Source organism: Streptomyces sp. NPDC096176 (assembly GCF_044763255.1).
Classification (GTDB): Bacteria; Actinomycetota; Actinomycetes; order Streptomycetales; family Streptomycetaceae; genus Streptomyces.
Map to the genome: position 1 here is coordinate 1 of NZ_JBIWFV010000017.1, position 22,759 is coordinate 22,759.

20 protein-coding genes and 2 pseudogenes are annotated in these 22,759 nt (G+C 70.1%); 12 read left to right on the forward strand and 10 right to left on the reverse strand.

All coding sequences use genetic code 11. The annotated features are described in order from the left end of the window. Nucleotides 1-291 precede the first annotated feature (291 nt). The 4 genes and pseudogenes from ACIQ7Q_RS31755 (at nucleotide 292) to ACIQ7Q_RS31770 (ending at nucleotide 3,228) form a co-directional block, all read left to right on the forward strand. Entirely contained in the window at nucleotides 292-1,002 is a 711-nt protein-coding gene (locus ACIQ7Q_RS31755) for a DUF899 domain-containing protein (protein WP_403869826.1), read from the forward strand. Nucleotides 1,003-1,192: 190 nt separating this feature from the next. After that, nucleotides 1,193-1,606 carry a hypothetical protein gene (locus ACIQ7Q_RS31760; RefSeq protein ID WP_403869829.1) on the forward strand — a complete coding sequence of 138 codons (414 nt, stop codon included), beginning with the start codon at nucleotides 1,193-1,195 and terminating at the stop codon, nucleotides 1,604-1,606. A gap of 101 nt (nucleotides 1,607-1,707) precedes the next feature. Beyond that, a pseudogene (locus ACIQ7Q_RS31765) lies at nucleotides 1,708-2,058 on the forward strand (transposase); the annotation flags it as partial. Nucleotides 2,059-2,433: 375 nt separating this feature from the next. Further along, nucleotides 2,434-3,228, forward strand: a complete 795-nt coding sequence (locus ACIQ7Q_RS31770) for an alpha/beta hydrolase (protein ID WP_403869832.1) — start codon at nucleotides 2,434-2,436, stop codon at nucleotides 3,226-3,228. A 30-nt stretch (nucleotides 3,229-3,258) separates the two neighbouring features. Here ACIQ7Q_RS31770 and ACIQ7Q_RS31775 read toward each other — a convergent pair whose 3' ends face one another. The 4 genes from ACIQ7Q_RS31775 to ACIQ7Q_RS31790 form a co-directional block, all read right to left on the reverse strand. After that, a complete protein-coding gene (locus ACIQ7Q_RS31775; RefSeq protein WP_403869836.1) occupies nucleotides 3,259-3,726 on the reverse strand; it encodes a hypothetical protein in 468 nt (155 codons plus the stop codon). A gap of 19 nt (nucleotides 3,727-3,745) precedes the next feature. Beyond that, the gene (locus tag ACIQ7Q_RS31780) at nucleotides 3,746-4,024 is read right to left on the reverse strand and encodes a hypothetical protein (protein ID WP_403869839.1); all 279 of its coding nucleotides are present in this window, start codon (nucleotides 4,022-4,024) and stop codon (nucleotides 3,746-3,748) included. Nucleotides 4,025-4,820: 796 nt separating this feature from the next. Next, on the reverse strand, nucleotides 4,821-5,207 hold the full coding sequence (locus ACIQ7Q_RS31785) for a hypothetical protein (protein WP_403869842.1): 387 nt from the start codon (nucleotides 5,205-5,207) through the stop codon (nucleotides 4,821-4,823). 396 nt (nucleotides 5,208-5,603) lie between these two features. After that, nucleotides 5,604-6,410 carry a DUF2785 domain-containing protein gene (locus tag ACIQ7Q_RS31790; protein ID WP_403869845.1) on the reverse strand — a complete coding sequence of 269 codons (807 nt, stop codon included), beginning with the start codon at nucleotides 6,408-6,410 and terminating at the stop codon, nucleotides 5,604-5,606. A 343-nt stretch (nucleotides 6,411-6,753) separates the two neighbouring features. Here ACIQ7Q_RS31790 and ACIQ7Q_RS31795 point away from each other — a divergent pair, with 343 nt between their 5' ends. Together ACIQ7Q_RS31795 and ACIQ7Q_RS31800 are read left to right on the forward strand one after the other, a co-directional pair. Continuing rightward, on the forward strand, nucleotides 6,754-7,029 hold the full coding sequence (locus tag ACIQ7Q_RS31795) for a DUF5958 family protein (RefSeq protein WP_403869848.1): 276 nt from the start codon (nucleotides 6,754-6,756) through the stop codon (nucleotides 7,027-7,029). A 159-nt stretch (nucleotides 7,030-7,188) separates the two neighbouring features. Next, nucleotides 7,189-7,431 carry a DUF6332 family protein gene (locus ACIQ7Q_RS31800; protein ID WP_403869851.1) on the forward strand — a complete coding sequence of 81 codons (243 nt, stop codon included), beginning with the start codon at nucleotides 7,189-7,191 and terminating at the stop codon, nucleotides 7,429-7,431. A gap of 161 nt (nucleotides 7,432-7,592) precedes the next feature. Here ACIQ7Q_RS31800 and ACIQ7Q_RS31805 read toward each other — a convergent pair whose 3' ends face one another. The 3 genes from ACIQ7Q_RS31805 to ACIQ7Q_RS31815 all read right to left on the reverse strand — a co-directional run bounded on the left by ACIQ7Q_RS31805 (nucleotide 7,593) and on the right by ACIQ7Q_RS31815 (nucleotide 10,004). After that, nucleotides 7,593-8,000 (reverse strand): hypothetical protein, encoded by a 408-nt coding sequence (locus tag ACIQ7Q_RS31805; RefSeq protein ID WP_403869854.1) that lies wholly within the window; start codon nucleotides 7,998-8,000, stop codon nucleotides 7,593-7,595. A 219-nt stretch (nucleotides 8,001-8,219) separates the two neighbouring features. Then, a complete protein-coding gene (locus ACIQ7Q_RS31810) occupies nucleotides 8,220-8,777 on the reverse strand; it encodes a hemerythrin domain-containing protein (protein WP_403869857.1) in 558 nt (185 codons plus the stop codon). A 411-nt stretch (nucleotides 8,778-9,188) separates the two neighbouring features. Beyond that, nucleotides 9,189-10,004, reverse strand: a complete 816-nt coding sequence (locus ACIQ7Q_RS31815; protein ID WP_403869860.1) for a DUF899 domain-containing protein — start codon at nucleotides 10,002-10,004, stop codon at nucleotides 9,189-9,191. Between the two features lie 534 nt (nucleotides 10,005-10,538). On the opposite strand from ACIQ7Q_RS31815, the gene ACIQ7Q_RS31820 reads away from it, so the two are divergent. The 3 genes and pseudogenes from ACIQ7Q_RS31820 to ACIQ7Q_RS31830 all read left to right on the forward strand — a co-directional run bounded on the left by ACIQ7Q_RS31820 (nucleotide 10,539) and on the right by ACIQ7Q_RS31830 (nucleotide 15,770). Next, on the forward strand, nucleotides 10,539-12,212 hold the full coding sequence (locus ACIQ7Q_RS31820) for a tetratricopeptide repeat protein (protein ID WP_403869863.1): 1,674 nt from the start codon (nucleotides 10,539-10,541) through the stop codon (nucleotides 12,210-12,212). Between the two features lie 57 nt (nucleotides 12,213-12,269). Beyond that, nucleotides 12,270-12,806: pseudogene (locus tag ACIQ7Q_RS31825) on the forward strand (DUF1707 domain-containing protein); the annotation flags it as partial. 873 nt (nucleotides 12,807-13,679) lie between these two features. Beyond that, the gene (locus ACIQ7Q_RS31830; RefSeq protein ID WP_403869866.1) at nucleotides 13,680-15,770 is read left to right on the forward strand and encodes an FUSC family protein; all 2,091 of its coding nucleotides are present in this window, start codon (nucleotides 13,680-13,682) and stop codon (nucleotides 15,768-15,770) included. 109 nt (nucleotides 15,771-15,879) lie between these two features. On the opposite strand, the gene ACIQ7Q_RS31835 is transcribed toward ACIQ7Q_RS31830, so the two are convergent. After that, a complete protein-coding gene (locus ACIQ7Q_RS31835) occupies nucleotides 15,880-16,740 on the reverse strand; it encodes an AraC family transcriptional regulator (protein WP_403869869.1) in 861 nt (286 codons plus the stop codon). Between the two features lie 55 nt (nucleotides 16,741-16,795). Here ACIQ7Q_RS31835 and ACIQ7Q_RS31840 point away from each other — a divergent pair, with 55 nt between their 5' ends. After that, nucleotides 16,796-17,224: a DUF2000 family protein gene (locus ACIQ7Q_RS31840; protein WP_403870058.1), complete on the forward strand. Its 429-nt coding sequence runs from the start codon at nucleotides 16,796-16,798 to the stop codon at nucleotides 17,222-17,224. 63 nt (nucleotides 17,225-17,287) lie between these two features. Here ACIQ7Q_RS31840 and ACIQ7Q_RS31845 read toward each other — a convergent pair whose 3' ends face one another. Then, nucleotides 17,288-18,289, reverse strand: coding sequence for a glutathione S-transferase family protein (locus ACIQ7Q_RS31845; RefSeq protein WP_403870061.1), 1,002 nt, complete (start codon nucleotides 18,287-18,289; stop codon nucleotides 17,288-17,290). A 282-nt stretch (nucleotides 18,290-18,571) separates the two neighbouring features. Between ACIQ7Q_RS31845 and ACIQ7Q_RS31850 the strand changes: the two genes are divergently transcribed. Both ACIQ7Q_RS31850 and ACIQ7Q_RS31855 read left to right on the forward strand, forming a co-directional pair. After that, a complete protein-coding gene (locus tag ACIQ7Q_RS31850; protein ID WP_403870064.1) occupies nucleotides 18,572-19,648 on the forward strand; it encodes an aminopeptidase P family protein in 1,077 nt (358 codons plus the stop codon). A 137-nt stretch (nucleotides 19,649-19,785) separates the two neighbouring features. Beyond that, nucleotides 19,786-20,886: a glutamate--cysteine ligase gene (locus tag ACIQ7Q_RS31855; protein WP_403869872.1), complete on the forward strand. Its 1,101-nt coding sequence runs from the start codon at nucleotides 19,786-19,788 to the stop codon at nucleotides 20,884-20,886. Nucleotides 20,887-20,930: 44 nt separating this feature from the next. Here ACIQ7Q_RS31855 and ACIQ7Q_RS31860 read toward each other — a convergent pair whose 3' ends face one another. Further along, the gene (locus ACIQ7Q_RS31860) at nucleotides 20,931-22,412 is read right to left on the reverse strand and encodes an aminotransferase class I/II-fold pyridoxal phosphate-dependent enzyme (protein ID WP_403869875.1); all 1,482 of its coding nucleotides are present in this window, start codon (nucleotides 22,410-22,412) and stop codon (nucleotides 20,931-20,933) included. Between the last annotated feature and the right edge of the window lie 347 nt (nucleotides 22,413-22,759).

Below are 22,759 nucleotides of genomic sequence, written 5' to 3' on the forward strand. Positions count from 1 at the left end.
CAAGAATCAACGCGCATCTCCAGCAGCACGAGCACCACAACCCGGCGGTCTGAAAATCGCTGGATACACGGGCAGTCCAGGCGAAAACGACCTCTAAGAAGTCGTCTCATTTGCCCCGGGATGCCTTCAGCCATCACAGGATGGCCGACGATATGGTCGCGCTGGTCGACCCCCCAGTGCGGCCCTGTCCGCTCGTCGGCTGCCGCGATGGGGCGGTCATCGCACTCTGCGCTGTGCTGCGGTGACGACCAGGCTGACACCCGAACTCTCGACTGAAACTCAAGGAACCCCATGACTCTGCAGCCGATCGTCTCGCCCGAAGAGTGGGAGGCGGCTCGACAAGAACTCCTGGTCGAAGAGAAGGCGCTCATGAAGGAGCGTGACGCCCTCGCCGCGAAGCGTCGGCGAATGCCCTGGATGGCGGTTGACAAGGAGTACCGGTTCGAGGGCCCGGCCGGCGGGCTGAGCCTGCTCGACCTGTTCGAGGGTCGTCGACAGCTGATTGTGTACCGGGCGTTCTACGCGCCTGATGTGACGACGTATCCGTCGACGGGCGGCTCGTATCCGGAGCGGGCGTGCGCCGGCTGCTCGTTCCTCGCCGACCAAGTGGCGCACCCAGCACATCTCAACGCGCGGGACACGACGTTGGCATTCGTGTCGCGTGCACCACAGGCCGACATTCGCGGGCTACAGGAGCGCATGGGATGGCACCTCATCCCTTGGTACACCCTGACTGACGACTTCGACGCCGACTTCGGCGTCGACCAGATGCACGGGACCAACGCATTCATCCGCGACGGCGACCGGATCTTCCGCACCTACTTCGTGTCCGACCGAGGCGACGAGCAGATGGGCAACACCTGGAATTACCTCGACATCACGGCGCTTGGACGACAGGAGGAATGGGAGGACTCACCGCAGGGCTACCCGCAGACGCCGCCGTATCTTTGGTGGAACTACCACGACAGGTACGGGGCAACCCCGATTGGAGCCCGGGACTAAGAGGCGGTTTGCGAGTTGATGTCCGGTTCATCGTTAAACTTGGGTGAGAGGTGCTGATCGGTCCTCCGCGCCGGAGAAGAGCGCGAACCGACCCGCCAGGGCTTCTTCATCAACCTCAGCATCGTCGCCGATATCCCCGGATGACTTGCACCCTCGACCTCAACCTTGGTTTAGGTGCAACACTCGGCGCATGAAGATCACAAACAGCAGCACCATTCTCTTCCGCAACACCATGCGCATCACCGACGGCCACCTCGACGGCTTCCGGCACGCCATCACGCAGGCGGTGACATTCGCTCAAGGGCACGGCCCCCAGCTCATGGTGGAGGTCTTCATCGACGAGGAGCGGATGCTGGCGCACAGCTTCCAGCTTTACCGCGACTCCGATGCCATCCGTGCTCACTGGCGGCTGTCGGATCCGTACATCCGCGAGGTGATGGAGCACTGCACCGTGCAGCACTTCGAGATATTCGGTGCGCCGGACCATGACATCGTGGCGGCCCTCAAGACCCCCGACGGCGGATCCTTCCCCTTCGTCATCTCGCCCCGCCTCGCCGGCTTCAACCGTCTCGAGACGCCTGGCCGGGGTGAATCACCCTCTTAGAGGTCGGTTCATGAGTCTTTGAGTATGTCTGTCCTCGCCTGATGGTGTGAGTGCGGGCGGAATCCGCTGGCCCGTAGCCGGTGATCTGTTGGTGTGGCGGAGTGAGTGAACGCAAGCCGTACCCAAGCGACCTATCGGATGGGCAGTGGTCGTTGATCCAGCTGGTGATCACAACGTGGAAAGACCGGCACCACTCGGTCAGCGGGCACCAGGGCGCCTATGTGATGTGGGAGATCGTGAACGCAATCCTCTACCAGGGCCGGACCGGCTGCCAGTGGACCTACCTCCCGCACGACCTGCCGCCGAAGAGCGCGACGTACTACTACTTCGCCGCCTGCCGGGACGACGGGACCGACCAGGTCATCCATGAACTCCTGCGCTGCCAGGTCCGTGAGAGGGCCCGCCGATCAGAGGACCCGACCCTGGTGGTGCTGGGCACGCAGAGTGTCCACCGAGACGGACAGCGCACAGGCCGTTCTTCCCGTTCGGCAGGCGGAGGGCTGTCGGACGCCGGTGTGGCCACCGGCCGACGGCGACCAGCGCCCGAGATGCACTTCGCGGGAGTCTCAAGAACCAGGCGCCACCCGTTGAAGGTGGAGCTTCCCGCGGAGGACCAGGCGCTGGAGATCCTCAGCACCCACGCGGGCCGGGAACGCGTCGCCGCGGAACCCGGCGCGGCCCGTGAAGTTCGGAGCGCGCCCACACCCTCGCCGCCGAATTCGCCGCCCTGCCGGGCCCGTCCGAGATCCACCCCGCGGTGGAGGCCCTGGTCCCGGGCCTGAACCCGGCCGAGCGGGCGGGCAGAGCGCGTTGCTTGAATGGCGGTCATGGCCGAACCGATAAATCCCGCGCCGCCCGCACCACGAACCGTCACCTACGCAGAGTCCGGCCCCGCCCGGGGAAAGCTCCTCGACGTCCACACGCCGCCCACCACGGCCCCCTGCCGGGCCGGCGTGCTGCTGTGGCACGGCATCGGCCCGGACGAGCGCCGTGTCCTCGCCCCCCTCGCCCGGGCGACGGCTGCACTCGGGGTGACGGTGTTCGTGCCGGACTGGCGCCCCGACGGCCCGGACGGCGGCCGGTCGCATCTACTGGCGTCCCTCGCGTTCGTCCGCGACCACGCGGCCGACTTCGGTGTCAGCGGCGACCGCATCGTGCTGGCCGGCTGGTCGGCCGGCGCCGGCGCCGCGGTCGGTGTCGCCCTGCGCCCCGGCGTGCTGCCGCGATGGCATCCGCACGCGATCGTCGCCGTCGCCGGTGACTACACCCGCCCGGCCCGCACCACCGGAGTGGCACCGCTGGAGGAGCCGGCCGTGCCCGGCCTGCCGCAGGTGCCCGTGGCACTCGTCCACGGTACGGCAGACGCTCAGGTGGACAGCCGGCACTCCCGTCGGCTGCAGGCCGCGCTGCGGCAGCGGAACTGGCCGGTCCGGCTCACCGAGCCGACCACCGACCACGCCGGCGTCATCATGTGCGCCTACGACGCCGCAGCGGGCCACTGCGTGCCCGCCGCGGACGCGCACGCCCTGCGGGCCGGCGCGGCAACCGCCCGGTTGCTCTCCGACACCGCCACGGCGGAGCCAGAGCACGCCGCCGACGACCGTACGGACCGGCCGTGCTGATCCGTCGGCCGCGCCGCGGCAGTCCCGCCGCTAGCCGATCGCCTCTTTGGCCGCGTCGAGGAACGTCAGCCGGTTGTCCTCGAGGTAGTCACGCACGCTCTCGCCGTCGGGCAGGCCCTCCCACACGGTCCGGTTGAGGTCGAGGAAGTACGCGCGAGCCGCGTCGTACACCGGCAGCGGGAACTGGAGGCGGATCATCCGCTCCGCGACCCACAGCCGGTTCATCACGTCCTCGGTCGTCACCGCCCAGCTGTCGGTGTCCTCCCAGTGCGAGGGACGGGAGAACGCGCAGCGTTCGGCCTCCGCCCCCACCCCCACGAACCGCTCCAGCAGGGCGAGGCGTTCGGTGCGCCGGCTCTCCGCGAGGGCGGTTTGTTGGCGGTGCAGCTCCGCGCGCTCGGCCGACCGCTGCGTCGCGTGCTGCACGAGGAAGGACAGTGTGCCGCCCAGCGCCACGCCGCCGAGCGATATGAGGGATCCCCAGACCTGAGCCGACATGCGGTCATCCTGTCACGCCTCAACTGCCCGGCGGCGCCCCGTTTTTCGCTGCCGCCCGGCGGATCGCGAACAGCACGTCCGCCTGCGCCAGCAGGTCGTGTGCGCCGTCGACTGCGGGCGCCGTGCCGGCGACCGCCGCGGTGAACGCGGCGAGAGCGGCCGCCACCTGGTCGTCGGCCGGAAAGTCGATCGTGCGGCTGCCGGACGCGTTCTCCAGCAGCAGGCGTGGTCGGTGGCCGGCCGGCCGGCCGGCGGAGTGAAGTCGCGGTCCACGGTGAGGCGGCCCTGGCTGCCGCACAGTTCGTAGCGCGAGTGGTAGGCATGCTCCATCCCGAACGTCAGCTGCGCTCACCCCGGCGGCGCGCTGCAGCAGCGCCGCGCCCGACGTCTCCACACTGCGGCCCGCGGCCGCCGACAGCGCCGCGCCCGCCACCCGGACCGGGCCGAGCAGGTGCACCGGCGCGCACCGGGTACAGGCCCACGTCCGCCGGCGCCCCGCCGCCCAAGGCGAGCCGTTGGCCTTCAAGGCTCCCAACTGGCCGGTGGACGAACTCGTCTTCCGCCTGGATCTCGCCTTTGGCGACGTCCGTCGTCGGGCCTCGGCAGCGCCGCCTGCGTCGCTGGTGGACCGGGACGAGCCGAACGATCCGTCCGGCGAGCGGAAGGTCCGTGGCCCCTGGAGACAGCGCCTGTCGGCGGCGACGCCCTGTACGGGCAGAAGCTGGCGCCGTCCGACTTCGCGACCACACCGCCCGCGCCAGGTGTCTCGCGGCGCTCACTTGCAAAGCCAGCGTTTGTCCAGCGGTCCGGAAGGCATTCGATGATCCACCTGCAAGCCGAGTTCACGAGAACGACCCGTGGAGAGAGCCAGACCGCACTCGACCCGCCAGGAGCGGAGCACTCGGAGGCCCCAAAGGGGGCGCCCCCCCAGCGGGCGTCGGCGCTGCCCCAAAGGCGCGCAGCGCCGACAGGCAAGGAGGCAAGCAGCGCACAGCGAGTCTGCGAAGCCTTGCCAGGCGCCCCCGTGACTGAATCCGCGCTCCCGGCACCGCCAGCCCACCAAGTCCCTGCGCTGACCGGGGCATCACCCCAGGTCAGCGCACGAGATAGAGGGTGAGGGCTCCGCCGGACTCAGAGATGCTGGCGACGTGAGCATGACCTCGGGCAGTGGCGTACGCGCCGGTGCCGCCGGTGATGGCGAGATCGAAGTCGCTGGGCGGAGCGCCGGCAGGGGTGGTCTGCAGGTGCTGCCACGTCACCTGCCCCCGCGGAAGGCTGAAAGTGCCTGTGCAGTGAGTGGTTTGCGCTGCTACTCGGGTGCACACTGCGCCCTCGGTGCCATGGCTGACACCTCCACGAAAGAGATTCGCGGTGATGATGATCTGATCACCGATCCCGCGTCCAGGTGTCCCGTTGTCGACCACCGTGGTTCCTGTGCCCGTAGACGTCAGGCTGATGACTTCCTTGCGCTTCACGTCCATGCCCCAGTCCAGGGGGTACGGCTCATGGGACGCAGAGGCGGAACCGGCGAGAGTCGCAAGCGACAACGCCGTTGCTGCCACCACGCTCCACTTCGAAATGGATTGCATTCTTCCTCGCCTGATGAACGCGGGTTCTTTGGGTGCGCCCAAGAATTCACATTGTGCGATGGAGCGTCAATTCTCAAACTCATCAAAGTGCCTGGTTCATCCGTCCGGCGTCTTCTCCCCCGACACACCCAGACCGACCGCGTCCAATGGCCGCGCCGCCCAGCCCACGGGGCGGATGGTCTCGGGCAGGTGCGTGATGGCGCCGTGTGCGGGCCACTGGTCGACCTGAAGCTGAGCAACCGGGCAGTGCCGGCCCGCGAGAGGTACGGAAGCTGAGGAAGCGGGCGCTCAAGCGTGCTGGAACACCGGTGCCATCACCTCGACCAGACGCCGCTTGAGAGCGTCGCGGTGCGGGAGTACCACCGGTGCCGCTTCGTGGGAGCGCCGTACGCCGAGGTCAGCCAGGAGATAGAGCGTGCGCAACGTCCGTAGGCAGTTGGCGGCGTGCGCGGGAAGCGGGCCGGAGGGGAGGCCTCCGAAGTCGTTCTCGACGGGATCCAACCAGGCGAGGGCCTGGTCCTCGTCGAGTTCGGGGCGGGTCAGGATGAGGGCGATCGCCTGGGCAAGGCGGTCGTCCTCCTGCTGTGCGAAGACGTAGTCGGTGTCAGCGAGTAGGCGTGCCGTTGCCAGGGCCAGCATGTCCGTGGGCCGCACGGCCGGGTGGGTGCCGAAGCTGCCCAGCAGGTCGGCGCCATGAGCGACTGCGTGCAGCCAGCCCAGAACCGGATCGTGACCGCGCAGGTCTTGCTCGGCCGAATACCAGCCGGAGAAGGCAGCGAGCCATGCCGGGTCGAAGTCCCCCCGTCCCACCAGCATGTCGAGGACGAGCGGAGCGAAGGTCCGGGCCTGGATGTCGGGATCGCCGAACCGCTCCGCCATCACCGCACCCAGCCGTGCCCCCTGGTGCCCGTCGATCACGCTTCGCTGGATCCACGTCCGCAACACCACGTACGGGACCCCGTCCCGCATCTCCGGGTCGGGGTCGCGCAGGGCTTCTGCGAGTTCGTCCACCAGGGCTTCGAGAGACCGGTCGGAAGGGACGGCGAAGTCGGCAGCGTGGATGCCCTGCCACAGTTTGAGATCAGTCTTGGTCACCCAATCAGCCTAAAGAGCGGTACAACCGATTAAGCGCTGGCGCACAGCATGCCGCGGGCGCCGTGCGGGGCCGGTTGTGTGTGGAGCTGTGCGAGGGCGCCGGCGACATGTCACCTGAACTGGTCTGCGGCTGAGGCCGCAGCGGCAAGCCACTGGTCAGTCGGATGTCGCCGATGCGTAACGGCGCAAGCGTCGGGTCTGCCGCTCACGTCAGTCAGAGGGACAGGAGAGGACCTTTGCGGCCGCAAGAGATCATCCTCAACGAACTGGCGCAGGGGCTGCGTTCGCTGCCGGACGCGTCAGGTGGTGCGAAGTCCTGCCGCTGGAGGAACGGCGTGACGTCTTGCGCACGCTGGAATCGTTCTGCCGGCAAGCGCGTGCTGGTGCTGCCGACGCCGCGGAAAGCATCGCCCGTTCCGGCATCCGACCCACGCGTACCCCGGCGGTCATGCTCACGCAAGAAACACACAAGACCGGGGTCCCGCTTCCCGAGTACGAGCTGACGAAGGCCTCCGGTCTCCCGGTCGCACTGCTCGGCATCGCGGACACCCGGCGGCGGGAGCGCTTTTGCACCGGTGGCTGCGGCCACGAGTGGCACCAATTGGTCCAGCAGACCTGAGAAGAAGAGCGCGGCCGTCATCACGTGGGCGGCAGTCGCGCCGGCGACGGCCCCTGCGGGCGCCACCGCCTCGCCAGCAACAGGGCCCGAGCCGAAGCACCCAGCCAAGGCCGGCTGACCTCCTGGACTACCAGTTGGCCCCGGTGCAATTCTTCAGCCATGACGACGAGACGACGGAGCCAGGCCGAACGAAGCGATATCCCTGTTGAAATCGGCTATGCACTGCTGAGCGCATGCTTTCTCGCCGCGATCGTGTTTGCGACAGTCGCCGGTCCGGCCGCTGTCTGGCACCTTCCTCCAGCCGTCGAGAAATTTCTCCTGGTCGCCGGGGCTTGGGCTGCTGCAGTTCTTGCGGTGATCCGTGTCGTTCACGTTCTCTGGCGACACGGAAAGCGTCACTGACCCCCGGCCACGCGACGGCAGTGCACAAGGCGTCCGGCGATGACGGCAGCGGTTGCGTGCTCCAGGAGTCGAGGCGGAGGAGTCCGGTGTACCAGTGACGCTCGCCCGAGGAGGGGCAAGGGCTTGTCTGGTTCTTACCAGTCGACGTGCGCGGCCGGTTCTTACCAGTCGACGTGCGCGCTGATCCATTTGGCCAGGCCGTCTGCGTCCCCTTCGGGGGGCAGGTCGGGCGCGCAGGTGAGAGGGGTATAGGACAGCTGGAGGTGGGTGAGGTAGCCGTAGGGGCCGTTGTCGGATGCCGGCCCCAGTACCAGGGCATGGGTGGTGGTACGCCAGATGCGGTGCGTCAGTGCCGGCGAGGGCCACGCTACGGCCGCGGCTGACAGGACCGTCCGCTCAGGGGCTGTGCCGAGGTGTTCGGTCACTGCCAGCGTCGCCTGAGCAAGGACGACCTCGCAGTCCGCGGTCGTGCCGGGTCTGCGACCGCTCCAGCCGGGCAACTGCTGCCAGTCGTCCATGAGGCCGTACAGCCAAGGACCGTTGGTCATGTCCTCGTCTGCCGGGTTCACTGGGTAGAGCTCCCGTGCCATGGGGAAGGGGACTGGTAGGTCCGCCTCCGCCCGGGCCTCCGCCGTTGTAGCCACCGGCGCCCCTAGCGGCACCAGTACAGCCTCTGCCGCCGTACCGCCCACATCGACGGTGACGGCTGTCGGGGTCGCGGAGGCCGGGAGAGTAGTGTCCACCCGTGCCCCCGCGCCACCCGTCCCGCATGAGGGACGTTCTGTTTCTTACCGGCCGCGGCCGGTAAGCATGTCCCGGGCGCGGTCGACCAGGCCCGCACCGGGCCCAAGGAGCTTGTCCGCCGGAGGCTTGGCCGGAGCTGCCGGGTGTGGGTGGGTGGGCGCCTCGGCCCTTGCCGCTCGCACCTTCTCCCCCAGCTCCTGCAGCAACTGCGATGAGCAGGCGGCCTGCAGCATCGGAAACAGGCGGTCCTCCTCGTCCCGGACGTGCTCGTTGACCGCCTCCACCAGCCGAATCATCGTCTGCTCGAACTTGGTCCTGCCCGGGTCGGTGTCTTCCAGGTCCTTCAGCAGCCGCTCGACAAGCGCGTGGTCCACCATCTCCTTGTCCGCCAGTTGCCGGCCGCCCTTGAGGTGCGTGCGTACCGCCGGATACAGGTAGTCCTCCTCGGCGACTGCGTGCCGCACCAACTCGATCGTCATCCGATCCGCCAACTCACGGCGCCGCCCGTTATCCATGGCAGTGTCCTGGACCTGGTCGAACAACGCCTCCATCTCCCGGTGCTCCTCGGTCAGCTCCTCGATCACATTCCCGCCGTGCTCCATGTCCGTGTGGTCCTCTCCAGGTCCGGTTGCGGCCGCCCTCGGCCGCGGGATACCCGCCATCTGTAACCGGGCAGCGGTCGGGTGTAACCGGCACAGCAGGGCGGGCGCCGAGGGCCGTCGCCTCGGGCCGGGTCCCACCGTCCCCTGGGCACGTTCCCGTGCCGCCCTTGCCGACGAAGGAGCGGCCGAGGGTGCCGCCTTGCGGGCCCGCGCGCATCGATCGTGGGGGTGGCTGCTGTGGGCTTGGCGTCGGGTCTCTCCCCGGATTCCGGTCGGAGCCGTTGTCGAAGAACCTCGTCAGGGGGTGAGAAGCCTCGTGACACACTGCTGCGTTCCGAATCGGTGTTCAGTGCCGGGTTGACATCGCGAGGGGCGGGGCATCGAGAACCGACGCCCTACGGCCGCGGCGCGTCAGTGGTCGTGGCCGTGCCGGCCGAGGGTCTCCACGGGGGTCGCGCCGGGGCGGGTCCACTGCGGCACCGGCCGGCTGGTCGGGCCCCAGGTGGCGACGCCGTCGGCGTCCGTGCGCCAGTACCAGCAGATCGGCGAGCCGTGCCCACCGACCGGCGAGTCGGCCTGAGGAGCCTCGGGCCAGCCCTCGGGGTTGTCCTCCCATGCCTCGCGGCGGCCGTAGGGCGTCATGTCGAGCAGGCCGAGGGATCCGTTGACCGGCTCGTTGCCACGGCCGGTCGTGGAGTAGGTGAGGAACACGCGGTCGCCGTCGCGCAGGAAACAGGAAATGTGCCCCATTTCCCCGCCGACCGGTGCCTCCACGTCGCGCACCGAGTACCAGGGCTGCGTGTAGCCCATGAACTCGACGTAGGAGGCAACCTCGTCCCAACGGCCCGTGGTCAGGACGGCGAAAGAGACGCCGCGGGCGTTGAGGTAGACGGCGTCCTTCACGTGCCAGGCCGTGGTCGTGCAGCCCTCGCACTGCCCCTGGTGCGGCGCGCCGTCGTACCACATGTGCTGGTAGACCACGAGCTCGTCACGGCCCTGGAACAGGTCCAGGAACGGGACCGGCCCATCGGATCCGACGACCTCGACCGTCCCGTCGAGCTCCACCATCGGCAGCCGGCGTCGGGCCGCGGCGATGGCGTCGCCCTCGCGGGTGTGGGCCTTCTCGCGGACCAGCAGCTCGTCACGGGCGGCCTGCCAGGTGGCCAGGGCGACCACGGGCGGGCGGCCGGGCAGCGCGGTGGTCGGGTCGTCCGGCGTGGTCGTCATGGTGTCCTCCGTGGTGTCTCGTGCCGGGCACCGCCGTGCGACGTTCTACGACGGCACCAGAACAGACTCGCGGCCCGGCCGGAACTCATCGCGGCAGGGAGGCCAGCGGCCGAGCATGCAGGGACCACGTCGGGCTGACAAGTTCACAGACACGCCTCATCCTCGAGGCCCTGCGCAGGCGCAGCGCACGCATGGCCCGCTGCCTCATGGTCTCCCGGACCGTCCCGAGGTGGCCCAGCAGCACGGCTGCTTCCACGCCGGTGCCACCAGTGCCGTCACGGACGGCTCCCCTGAGAACGTCGGGCAGGTACCCGCCCCACGGGACGGGCCCACGACGTGCCCGCGGAAGGCGCCCTCACGCGCCCGTTTCCCGGCCGGGCGAGATCGGTTCTACCCTCGGGCTACAGGTGTCCCCGGAGGCCTTCATCACGTTGGGACAGTGCGTGCCGGTCACGGCGCGTTCACATGCCCGGCCCGGCCGAGCGGCTCGTCAGCACCACCTGGCCGACCGGACCGTACCTTCAGGAGCGACGGATGGACTACTACGACCTCGGCACCCACACCCGCCCCGTGACGACGTCCTCCCCGTCCGCCCAGATGTGGTTCGACCGCGGGCTGCTCTGGTCGTACGGCTTCCACCACGAGGAGGCCGTCTCCTGCTTCGAGGCCGCCGCCGCGGCGGATCCGGATTGCGCGATGGCCTACTGGGGCATCGCCTACGCCCTCGGTCCGAACTACAACAAGCCCTGGGAGTTCTTCGACGGCGAGGACCTGGTCCGGACCGTCGAGCGTACCCACGCGGCCGTCGAACGCGCTCATGAGAAGGCGGCCGGCGCCACTCCCGTCGAGCAGGCCCTGATCCGAGCGCTGCGGCACCGCTATCCGCAGGCGGAAGCGGTCGAGGACTGCTCGGTGTGGAACGAGCCTTACGCCGACAGCATGCGCGCCGTGTACGAACTCGCTCCCGACGACCTCGATGTCGCCACACTTCATGCGGACGCACAGATGAACCTCACGCCCTGGCAGCTGTGGGACCTGCGGACCGGGCTGCCGGCGGCAGGCTCGCGCACGCTGGAGGCCAAGGCGGTCCTCGAGCGGGCGATCGGCACCGGGCCCGGAAAGACGCACCCCGGACTTCTGCACATGTACATCCACCTCATGGAGATGTCCCCCACCCCCGAGGCCGCCCTGCCCGTCGCGGACCGGCTCCGCGGCCTCGTACCCGACGCCGGGCACCTGCAGCACATGCCCACACACCTGGAGGTGCTCTGCGGCGATTACCGGCGTGTGGTGTCGGACAACACCACCGCGATCGCCGCCGACGAGAAGTACTACGCGCGGGCCGGCGCGATGAACTTCTACACCCTGTACCGATCGCACAACTACCACTTCAAGATCTACGGTGCCATGTTCCTCGGTCGGTCGGCGACCGCCCTGGAGACCGCCGCACAGCTCGAAGCCTCCATCCCCGAGGAACTGCTGAGGGTGCAGAGTCCGCCCATGGCTGACTGGCTGGAGGGTTTCCTCGCCATGCGGGTGCACGTGCTCATCCGCTTCGGCCGCTGGTCCGACATCCTGGAACTGCCGCTGCCCGACGACCCGGAGCTGTACTGCGCGACCACGGCGATGCTCCACTACGCCCGCGGCGTCGCCTTCTCGGCGACCGGCCGGATCCCCGAGGCGGAGGCCGAACGCGAACTGTTCCGTCAGGCCGTCTCCCGCGTACCCGAGTCCCGCATGCTGTTCAACAACACCTGCGTCGACATCCTCGCGATCGCGTCCGAGATGCTCGACGGCGAACTGGAGTACCGCAAGGGGAACCACGACGCGGCCTTCGCCGCGCTGGAGCGGTCGATCACACTCGACGACACCCTTCCCTACGACGAGCCGTGGGGATGGATGCAACCCACCCGGCACGCGTACGGCGCACTCCTCCTCGAGCAGGGACGCGTGGCAGAGGCGGAGGCCGTGTACCGGGCCGACCTGGGCCTCGACGACACCTTGCCGCGTCCTGCCCAACACCCCTGCAACGTATGGGCGCTGCACGGATTCCACGAGTGTCTCCTGCGCCTGGGCAGAACAGCGGAAGCGCAGATCGTGGCCCAGCAATTGAAGCTGGCGTCCGCCATGGCGGACGTACCGATCAACGCGTCCTGCTTCTGCCGTCTCGAAGCCGTCGCGGGCGCGGCGGAGGGCGACTGCTGCTGACGACCCGCGCATGGCGGCCGCGCACGTACCCGACGGTCCGTCCGACCCGTCAATTTCCTGGCTCACCCAGAACCTTGCCGCGTCCGCATCGGCGAAGACGTCCGCGACACGGCGGTGCTGCACCTGCAGGAGGCGTACGCCGAGGGGCACATCTCGCACGAGGAGATGGACGCAGCCCTCCACCAGGCGCTCACTGCCGAGACGCACAGCGAGCTCACGTCGGCTCTGGCCACGCTCCCGCCGGAGAATGCGGGCACCACGTCCACAATTGCCGCCCACAGCGGACGGATCCGGCGGCGCGGCGCATGGCGGGTACTGCGGATCCTCAAGGTCCACTCCGCATTCGGACGAGTGTATCTGGACCTGTCCCGGGCGGTCTTCGAGCATCCGGTGGTTGACATCGAATGGCAACTCGGCACCGGCAGGGCCGAAATCACGGTCCCGCGCGACGCCATCGTCGACGTCGAGGAACTGCACGCCGGGTGGAAGGACCCGCTCTACAAGATGCAGCGACGCTCCCGCCCCGGCGGGCCGAGGATCCGGATCTCCGGGACCATGGGGTTCGGACGATTGAAGATCCGCCACGCGCGGCGTTCAGGTGACGGCAGCGCGAACATAAGGCAATCTCCTGGCCGCCGGTTTCACCGACGCCGGGACCGCCGCCCAGGCCGCAAACCCGGCTCCGCCGACGCCGGGACCGCCGACCGAGGCCGCGGCCGCGGCTTCATCTGCTGCCAGGGCGCCGACCTGCGCAATCGCGTGTCTCCGCCCTCTCCCAGCACATCGACTACGTGCTCTGTCGCGGCAAGGTCACCGCGCCGGCGAGCGATCGGGTGGGTGACAGGCAGGCTGACCGCATCCCGTCCGTCGCGTCTGTGGCCCGCCGGCCACGCCGGTGTCAAAAGCGTGCTCCGTCTGCGTTGAGCGCCACCCGGAGGAGCGGGCTTTTGGCGAGGGGTCGCACTCCATACGCCCGGGGCAAGCCTTCGCCGTGGCCCGCCGCTCCGGGAATGCCTGATGCTCGAGGTTCTGTGGCCGGGCCGCCGTCTGACGGCATGCGCCTGCCTCCCGTGGGGAGCCGGGAGGGGGCGCGCCCCGCCCGGTCATGCGGCAAGCCGCAGGCGAGGTGGGCACAGCATGCACCCGATCAAGCCACGGCGATAGACGCTGGGCAGAACTCCACCACCATGCTCCGAGAGCCTGCGGGGCAGGCGCGGGTGCAGGACCGGCGCAAGCGCCTGTTTCTGTACCCGTGTGAGCGTTCACGGTCTCCCCATGCGTTTTCTGCCCACGGCGGCAGATCCTGGCGCAGTGCGCAGCGCGCCGCGCCGGAAGGCCGACCGGCGGTGTCGCGAGGCGCGGGCGGGCAGCGTCCCGAGAATGGGAGAAGGGGTACACATCCGCCGTCGTCACGAGTCGGGGCGGTGTCGCCGGTCTCGCCGGTCTCCGGCGGAGAGGAGTGCGCTCATGCCGGAAGGACGGGCTGGGCCGGAGCGCGCGGAGACCTTGCGGCATGCGGTGCGCGTGACACTCGCCGCGTCAGCCGGTTTCTACCCGCTGGTGTACGTGTTCCACCAGCACGAGATGGCGCTGTACGCGCTGTTCGCGCCGGTGGCGCTCGGCGTTCTGTCCCGCGTGACGGGTTCAGGGCGGCAGCGGGCCGCCGTCTTCGTGCGGGCGCTGCCCGTCGGCATCGTCCTGGCCGGCCTCGGGACAGCTCTGGCGGTGAGCACCGCCACCGCCGTGATCGGCATGCTGGTCGTGGGTTTTGTCCTGGCGTTCGCGGGCGTCGGCGGGCCGCGGTCGGCGGGGGTGGCGCCAGGGCTGCAGTTGTTCTACATCCTGGCGTGCTTCCCGCCGTACGCTCCGGAAACGCTCTGGCAGCGGATCGTCGGTCTCACCATCGGCACGTTGCTGCTCGCGCTGTGCGAACGCTTCCTGATGCCGTCCGCAGCCGCCGCGTCGTACCGGTCACGTCTCGCCGACGCTCTGTCGGCCGCGTCGTACGCCGCCGCGAACGCGGCCGCCGGGCGGCTCGATCCCGCGGGGGCCGGCCGGCTGCGCGCCTTGGGCGTCGCGCTGCGCCCCTCGCAGGTGCCCCCCGTGGAACGGCCGTCCGGTGCCGGCCGTTCCCCTCGCGCCTTGTCACAGGCGGGGTCCGGCACGAGGCGGCTGCTCAACCAGCTGGCCGACCTGGCTGAGAGCCCGCCGGGTCGGCCCGGCTCCGGCGTCGATCCGGCGTCGGCCAGCCTGCTGCGGGTGGTCGCGGGGGTCTGCGCGGACACGGCGGCGGCGTTGCACTCGCGCCACGGGGCCCGCACGGGCCTGTCACTCGAGGAGGCGATCCTCGGCTTCCAGGCAGACCGGGTGGGAGCAGCGGCCACGCCGCCGGGGGTCCCGACGTCGGTGTTGCGAGCCCAGTCGGAAGTGCTGGCCATTGCCGGTTCGGCCCGCATCGCACAGGTGGCCGCGGCGGTCGGCATCGAGGGGAAACGCACGCCGCCGGTCCCGCCGCGCGAGCTGTTCTGGTATGCCGACACCTCCACGTTCCGACTGTGGGCGCGTCGGCTGGCGGGGAACGCGAACCTGCAGTCCGTCGCGTTCCAGAACGCCGTCCGTGTCGCGGTCGGCCTCGGCGCCGCGCGTCTGGTCGCGGGGTCACTCGATCTGGCGCACGGCTTCTGGGTCCTGCTCGCCGTGCTGACCCTGGGCCGTACGACGGCGGGCGCCACATGGACCGCGGTCCGCGGGGCCCTCATCGGCACGCTGCTGGGTGCGCTCGCCGCCGGGGCACTGCTCTACGCCGTCGGCCATGATCCCCGCACGTACGCGGTGGTGCTCGCGCCCGCGATGCTGGCCGCGTTCTCGCTCGGGCCGCTGTTCGGGGTCGCCTGGGCGCAGGGGCTGTTCACTCTCGTGGTGTCCTCCGCGTTCGCCCAGCTCGCTCCCGCTTCGTGGCAGATCGCAGAGGTGCGGATGCTGGACGTGCTGACGGGTAGCGCGATCGGGTTGCTGTGCGGCCTGCTCGCCTGGCCGGCCGGCGCGCGGCACGAGATGCGCCGCAACATGGCCGCGCTGCTGCGGGACACCGCGCCCTTGGTCCCGGCCACGGTCTCCGCGGTGCTCGCCGACCGGCCGGCGCAGGTCCCGGCCGAGGCGACCGGTCTGGCCCTGCACCGGTGGCACCTGGCCGAGGCCGCGTTCGCGCAGTACCGCAGCGAGCCCGGAGACACCGGCGGCTCCTCCGGGGACTGGCACGCCGTGCTCCTCGCCGCACACCACGTCCTGACCGGCGCGCACTGGCTGCCGCGTTTGGACGGGTCGGCGCTGGGGGCCGAGGACAGGGCGGCCTGCTGGGCGCACGCCGCCGCCGAGCGCGTCGCCGCCGCGATGCGGCGCGTCGGCACGCTGAGCGAGTCGGGTGAGCGGCCGCAGCAGGCGGCCCTGGCCCCGGTGCGACTGCCGCCGGGGGCCGGCACGGTGGCCGACGTCGATCTGGAGCACTGGCTGAACACCGTGACCGGCGATCTCAGGCGGATCGTGTCCTCGCCTCGGTGACGCGGCGTCCTCTCCCTGCTGGGGCTGTGGCGAGCGCCGGGCCCACGAGCACTTCGTCCAGGAAGCCGTCGACGCGGACCCGGACCGGGCCTGTCTGCGGATCTTGTGCCTATGCGGGCGCTCTGTCCCTGCGCGTCGCCGAGGGCTTCGCCCCGACGGCCCCCCGCCCCGGGGAAGGGACCCTGGAGGCGTAGCGCCCCGGGGTGATGCCCACGAGCCGTTTGAAGTGCCGGGTCAGATGCGACTGGTCGTAGAAGCCGGCCGCGGCTGCGACCTCTGCGGGAGGCCGTCCGTCGAGGAGGAGCCGTCGGGCTCGGTCGATCCGGCGGGCCATCATGTACTGGTGCGGGGCGATGCCGAAGGCGGCGGTGAACGCCCGCACCAGGTGCGTGGGATGGGCATGCACCAGCTTCGAGGCCTCGTCCAGGCTCACGCCGTGGAGCAGCCGTTCGTCGAGGAGCTCCCGCAGGCTTTGAGCCACCCCGCGGCCGGCTACCGGTGCGTCGGCGACCAGCCGGGGCCGCAGGCGGCTGCGCAGCCGTTCCCCGACCAGAGCGAGACGGCTCTCCGCTTCCAGTTCGTCGCCCCTGCGGGACAAGGCCGCGTGCAACTGCCCGACGCGTCGGCGCAGCAGAGGGTCGTTCATGTCGGGGTCGTCCACGGCCGGGCCGATGAACCTCTCGTCCAGCTGAGTGAGGTCCAGGTAGAGCACGCGCTTGCGGAAGCCCTCCGAGGTGGCCGACGAGCCGTTGTGCGGAACCTGCGGGGGGAGCAGGGACACGGTGTCGTGGGGCGTCCCGTGCTCGCGTCGGTTCAGGTCGTAGCGGACCGCGCCGTCGTCGACGATGAGCAGGGTCCACACGTCGTGGACGTGCATCGGATACGCGTGTTCGGTGAAATGGGCGTGGAAGACCTCCACGACACCCGGGATCTGCGGGCGCCACGCGGAGACCTCTTGCCGTACCACCATGCCAAGAACGTACAAGAAGGTGTCGCGAGGCGGTTGGCAGTCTCGGAGCATGACAATGAGCGAAACCACCCCTGTACGGTTCGACACCAAGATCGCCGTGCTGCTCCGCGGGGATCTGGAGTCCTGGCAGCGGCTGAACGTGACCGCGTTCCTGGTCAGCGGTCTCGGGTCACAGCGCCCTGAGGTGATCGGCGAACCGTACGCCGACGCCGACGGCACCCCGTATCTGCCCATGTTCCGCCAGCCGGTCCTGGTCTTCGAGGGGACGAAGGAGACGCTGACCGCCGCGCACGGCCGCGCCCTGTCCCGCTCGCTTCCTCGGGCGGTGTTCACCTCCGACCTCTTCGCCACCGGCAACGACCGGGACAATCGCGCGGCGGTACAGGCAGTGCAGAGGGACCAGTTGGATCTGGTGGGTCTCGCTGTGTACGGACCTCGCAACGCGGTCGACAAGGTACTCAAGGGCGCCCGCATTCACCCTTGAGCACCGGCGAAGGCCGCACGGGCTGACCGGCGCAGCGGGGGGCCTGCGGTTCAGGCCGCCGGGTCAGCCGGTCCGCGGCCCGTGGGCGGCCGGTACCTCCTCCTCGGGCGGGACCGGACCCGGCGGCGTACCGTCGCCGAACGGGCGCCCGCCCAGCGCCGCCCGGCCGTGCGGTTCCAGCCAGTTGGAGAGATCCGGGCCGGCCGGCACGATCCCGGCCGGGTTGATGTCGCGGTGCACCACGTAGTAGTGCTGCTTGATGTGGTCGAAGTCGACCGTGTCGCCGAAGCCGGGTGTCTGGAACAGGTCTCGCGCGTAGGCCCACAGCACCGGCATCTCGGACAGCTTCTGCCGATTGCACTTGAAGTGGTTGTGGTAGACGGCGTCGAAGCGCACGAGGGTGGTGAACAGTCGCACATCCGCCTCGGTGATCGTGTCGCCGACGAGGTAGCGGGACACCTTCAGCCGCTCTGAAAGCCGGTCGAGCCGGGCGAACAGGCGCTCGTACGCTGCGGCGTACGACTCCTGCGACCCGGCGAAGCCGGCCCGGTACACCCCGTTGTTGACGTCCTTGTAGACCACCTCGTTGATCGCGTCCATCTCCGGCCGCAGCGCGGGCGGGTAGAGCGCCGGAGCGCCCTCACGGTGATGGGCCGCCCACTCCAGCGACATGTCGATCGTGATCCGCGCGAAGTCGTTCGTCACCGCCTTGCCGCTGGGCACATCGACGATCACCGGCACCGTGACGCCCCGGTCGTAGCCGGGATCACGGGCCACGTACGCCTCCTGGAGCCGCTCGATGCCGAGCACCGGGTCCCGCCCGCCGGGATCGAGGTCGAACGACCAGCTGCGCTCGTCGTGCGTGGGACCGGCGACGGCCATCGGCAGCGCCTTCTCCAGCCCGAGGAGCCGCCGTACGATCACCGCCCGGCTCGCCCACGGGCAGGCGCGGCTGACCACCAGGCGGTAGCGGCCGGGCTCGACCGGGAATCCGTCGCTTCCGTCGCGTGTGATCCGGGTGGTGATGTAGCGGCTGTCGCGCGAGTACTCCCCGCCGGGGTTCACATAGCTCACGTAGCGGCCCCTACCCGGGAACAGCGGCAGCGAACGCGGCACGACCGCCCGGCCCTGGTCGGCCGCCGTTGCGCCCGTCCGCCGAACAGCTACCGTGGCCACCCGGCCCCGTGGCGGTAGGACCGGTGGTCGTCGAGCTCGCGTGTGTTCGAGCGTTCCTCTTGCCCGACCCGTTCTCCGAGGCGATGCTCACTCCGCGCGTCCACACCTCCCAGGGAGACCACATTGCCCAGCGACACCGCCGCGTTCACCGCTGACGACTACCGCGCCCGGATGGCACGGGCGGCGTGGTCCGCCGCCGACGCGGGACTGGCCGGACTGCTGGTCGCGCCCGGCCCCGACATGGTGTGGCTCACGGGATACCAGCCGCCCGCGGCAACCGAGCGGCTCACGCTGCTGGTCCTCACTGCCGACCGTGACCCCGCGCTCGTCGTCCCCGCGCTGGAAGCCCCTGACGCGGCGAAGGCCGCGGGCGCCGGGGCGCTGGCCCTGCACAGCTGGCGCGACGGACAGGACCCCTACGAGGCCGCCGCCGGCCTCCTTTCCCAGGTCGGCCGGTTCGGCATCAGCGACAACGCGTGGGCGCTGCACCTGCTGGAGCTGCAGCGCACACTGCCGGACACCTCGTACGCCTCGCTGACCGCCGCCCTGCCGATGCTTCGAGCGGTCAAGGACCGCGCGGAGCTGGAACGGCTGACGGCGGCCGGGGCGGCGGCCGACGCCACGTACGAGGAGATCCAGAAGGTGCCCTTCGCGGGCCGCCGGGAGGCGGACGTGGCCGCTGATCTCACGGAATCGCTGCGCCGGTTCGGGCACTCGCAGGTCGACTTCACCGTCGTCGGCTCGGGCCCCAACGGCGCGAACCCGCACCACGAGGCCGGTGAGCGCGTCATCGAGGAAGGGGACATGGTCGTCCTGGACTTCGGCGGTCTGAAGGACGGCTACGGGTCGGACACGTCACGCACCGTCCACGTCGGCGAACCGACCGCGGAGGAGCGGCGTGTGCACGACATCGTCCGTGAGGCCCAGGAGGCAGCCGTGCGGGCGGTACGTCCCGGCATCGCCTGCCAGGAGGTGGACAGGGTGGCCCGGCGCGTGATCACGGAGGCCGGGTACGGCGAGTACTTCATCCATCGGACCGGCCACGGAATCGGCGTCACCACGCACGAACCGCCGTACATGATCGAGGGCGAGCGGCAGCCGCTCGTGCCCGGCATGTGCTTCTCCGTGGAGCCGGGGATCTATCTGCCGGGCCGGTTCGGTGTGCGGATCGAGGACATCGTGACGGTGACGGAGGACGGCGGCCGACGCCTGAACAACACCCGCAGGGACATGGTCCTCGTGCGGTGACACGCTGAGGCTCCTCTCCTGAGGGACAGGCTTGAGGCCCCTCTCCCGGCTGGCCAGGACAGTCATTCGGCGACGTCTTTCGGGCGATGCTCCGTGTCCTTGGCCGATCATGCCGTTCGCGCCGCGAGACTGACCCCATGGAGCCGGTCACCCTAGGGGTGGAAGAGGAATACCTGCTGCTCGACGCGGACACCGGACTGCCGGTGCCGCGGGCGGATCAGGTGCGTGCGGCGGTCGGTCTCGGACCGATCCTCGGCGAGGACGAGCTGCAGACGGAGCTGCTGCAGGTGCAGGTGGAGGTCGCCACCCCGGTCTGCGCCGAGCTGGAGGAGGCGGGCGGACATCTGCTGCGCATGCGGCATGCGGTCGGCGCTGCCGCCGAGGCGAACGGATGCCGGCTCGCGGCGTGCGCGACACCTCCGCGACGGGGGGCGGTGTCGGCACCGGTGACCGAGAAGCCGCGCTATCGCGCCATACGGCTGCAGGCGCCGCAGCTGGTCGCCGAACAGCTGGTCAACGGGATGCACATCCATGCCGCCGTGCCCAGCCCGGAAGTCGGGGTCGCCGTCATGAACCGGCTGCGCGGGTGGCTGCCCGTGCTCGTCGCCATGTCCGCGAACTCGCCGTTCTGGGACGGGCAGGACACCGGGTTCGCCAGCTGGCGGACCGTGATCTTCGGCCGCTGGCCGGTCAGTGGACCGCCGCCCGCCTTCAGGGACCTCGCGGACCACAAGGAGCGGATCGAAACCCTCCTGGGCAGCGGGATCATCACCGACACGGGGCAGCTGTACTGGCAGGCCCGGCTCTCGGACCGCTTTCCGACCCTGGAAGTCCGGTGTACCGACGTGCAGTTGCGGGTCGACGAGGCCGTCATGTTCGCCGGCATCGTACGCGCGCTGGTCACGACGGCCATCCACGAGACCAAGGCGGGTGCGCCGGTGCTCGTCGGTCCGCCCGAGGTGGTGCAGGCGGCGAACTGGCAGGCGGCCCGGCACGGGCTGAACGGTCATCTGATCACCGCGACGGGCGAGCGCCGCAACGCCGGTGACGTCGTCGCCATGCTGATGGAGCACATCACGCCCGCTCTGGACGCCGCCGGCGACACCCGTGAGGTGGTCTCGCTCGTCCATCGACTTCTGCAGCAGGGCACCCCGGCCGACCGGCAGCGGCGGGCTCTCGTCGAGGGCGGTCTGCAGGCGGTGACCGACATGATCATCGCCGAGACGACGGCGCCGTGAGGGGCGTGCGCGGAGAGTGCGGGCGCACGCCGCTGCCCGGGCGGTCAGTCACCGCTCTCGACGTCCTCGACCGACACGCGGACCGTCTTCACCTCCGTGTCCGCCGCGTCAGGGACGACCATGCCGGCGTCGACGCCACTGCGGAGGTAGCGCAGTACGCCCGCGTTCAGCTTTTCGCCGGGCAGCGCGGCCGGAATGCCCGGTGGGTACGGGGTGAGCATCTCCGCACTGACGCGGCCGGCGGCCTGCTCCCAGGGCACCTCCTCGATCCGGCCGAAGTAGGCGTCGCGCGGCAGCATGACCTGCTCGAGCCGCAGGCGCGCCGGGTCGGGCACCTCGACATGGAGGGCGGGGCGCAGTTCCGCCGCGTGGGCCGCCACGTCACTCAGGGCTGTGACCAGGGCGCGCGCGGTGTCCTGGTCGTCCGCGTGGGTCAACTGGGCACTGATGCGGCGGTGATCGGCCAGGTGGAGGTCGACGCGGTGGTGCTCGCGCAGCCAGTCCGCGATCCGGTAGCCGGTGGTTCCGAGAGCCGTGATGTCCACGACCAGCTGCAACGGGTCAAGGTCCACGGCCCGGCCGGGGCCGCAGAAGTCGTCCCGCCCGTGGACATGCATGCCGTCGATCTCCGCGATGCGGGCCCTGACGTCCTTGGCGAGCGCCAGCGTCTCGTCGTACAGGGCGTGACCGTGCTCGACCATCTGACGGCGCCAGCCGTCGAGCGCCGCGTACATGAGCACGGAGGGGCTCGTGGTGCCCAGCAGGTCCTCGCGGTTCTTGAGGACGGCCGGGTCGATCAGATCGCCCTGCAGGTGGAAGACGGAACTCTGCTTTAGGGCTGATCCCATTTTGTGGACGGAGGTGACGCACACGTCGGCCCCGGCGTCCATGGCCCAGGTCGGCAGCTCCGGGTGGAAGGGCAGGTGCGCGCCCCATGCCTCGTCGACGATGAGCGGTACACCGTGTTCATGGCACGCTTCGGCGATGCTCGACAGATCGGAGCAGGTGCCGTACGGGGTGGGTGTCGTCACCAGCGCGCCGCGGGCGTCGGGGTGTTCCCTGAGGGCGGCACGGAAGGCGTCGGCCGAGGGCGGGTGGGCGAGGTGACGCTCGGCGTCCCACTGGGGGTCGACCCAGACCGGCCGGATTCCGGCGAGGACCAGGCCGGACACCACCGACTTGTGCGCGTCCCTGCCGACGATCAGCTTCTCGTGCGGTCCGGCGACCGCCAGCATGGCCGCCTTCACGGAGAGCGAGCTGCCGCACGTGGAGAAGAACGTGTGCTCCGCGCCGACTGCGTCCGCCATCAGCTCCTGCGCCATCTCGAGCACGGCGTTCGAGGACCTGCGGTCGTCCAGGCCGCTGATGGCCAGGACGTCGGCGCGGAAGACGGCGTCTCCCAGAACCGCACTCACCCGCGGATCCGCGCCGCGGGCCTGTTTGTGTCCGGGTGGCGTGAAAGGGGTGTGCTTCTCGGCGTGGTAGGCGGCCAGTGCTTCCAGTACGGGTACCTGCGAGTGATCCATGATCCTCCACTTCCCCGGGACACAGCAGCACAAAAGCGATCCAACGAGCTGCGGACGGGGGTCGATGCGCCGCCGGAGCGGGCGCCCACCACCCGGCGCCCGACGAGCGACAGGCACCTCGGACACAGCCGTCGGACATGGTCGCCCGTCCCGCCGGGCTCCGGAACGGCGCCGGGCCAGTGGGGTGAGAACCGGGTTGGACCGGACCGGTTCGGCGACAGGCCGCAGACGGTCTCGTTCCTGCGCTTGGTCGGTGCCATGAGTGACCTGGTTCCCTGAACGCAGGGTGGCATGCCGCTCGGCCACTGCGGGAGGTGGGCGACCCGGCCGGGTGAAGGCCGCCCGCC

Coding starts and splice junctions, on each gene's coding strand:
- ACIQ7Q_RS31840 (WP_403870058.1), top strand. CDS start 16,796: ATGAGCGAAACCACCCCTGTACGGTTCGACACCAAGATCGCCGTGCTG.
- ACIQ7Q_RS31775 (WP_403869836.1), bottom strand. CDS start 3,726: ATGTCGGCTCAGGTCTGGGGATCCCTCATATCGCTCGGCGGCGTGGCG.
- ACIQ7Q_RS31770 (WP_403869832.1), top strand. CDS start 2,434: ATGGCCGAACCGATAAATCCCGCGCCGCCCGCACCACGAACCGTCACC.
- ACIQ7Q_RS31815 (WP_403869860.1), bottom strand. CDS start 10,004: ATGACGACCACGCCGGACGACCCGACCACCGCGCTGCCCGGCCGCCCG.
- ACIQ7Q_RS31800 (WP_403869851.1), top strand. CDS start 7,189: ATGACGACGAGACGACGGAGCCAGGCCGAACGAAGCGATATCCCTGTT.
- ACIQ7Q_RS31860 (WP_403869875.1), bottom strand. CDS start 22,412: ATGGATCACTCGCAGGTACCCGTACTGGAAGCACTGGCCGCCTACCAC.
- ACIQ7Q_RS31755 (WP_403869826.1), top strand. CDS start 292: ATGACTCTGCAGCCGATCGTCTCGCCCGAAGAGTGGGAGGCGGCTCGA.
- ACIQ7Q_RS31835 (WP_403869869.1), bottom strand. CDS start 16,740: ATGGTGGTACGGCAAGAGGTCTCCGCGTGGCGCCCGCAGATCCCGGGT.
- ACIQ7Q_RS31855 (WP_403869872.1), top strand. CDS start 19,786: ATGGAGCCGGTCACCCTAGGGGTGGAAGAGGAATACCTGCTGCTCGAC.
- ACIQ7Q_RS31820 (WP_403869863.1), top strand. CDS start 10,539: ATGGACTACTACGACCTCGGCACCCACACCCGCCCCGTGACGACGTCC.
- ACIQ7Q_RS31850 (WP_403870064.1), top strand. CDS start 18,572: ATGGCACGGGCGGCGTGGTCCGCCGCCGACGCGGGACTGGCCGGACTG.
- ACIQ7Q_RS31760 (WP_403869829.1), top strand. CDS start 1,193: ATGAAGATCACAAACAGCAGCACCATTCTCTTCCGCAACACCATGCGC.
- ACIQ7Q_RS31785 (WP_403869842.1), bottom strand. CDS start 5,207: ATGGACGTGAAGCGCAAGGAAGTCATCAGCCTGACGTCTACGGGCACA.
- ACIQ7Q_RS31830 (WP_403869866.1), top strand. CDS start 13,680: ATGCCGGAAGGACGGGCTGGGCCGGAGCGCGCGGAGACCTTGCGGCAT.
- ACIQ7Q_RS31810 (WP_403869857.1), bottom strand. CDS start 8,777: ATGGAGCACGGCGGGAATGTGATCGAGGAGCTGACCGAGGAGCACCGG.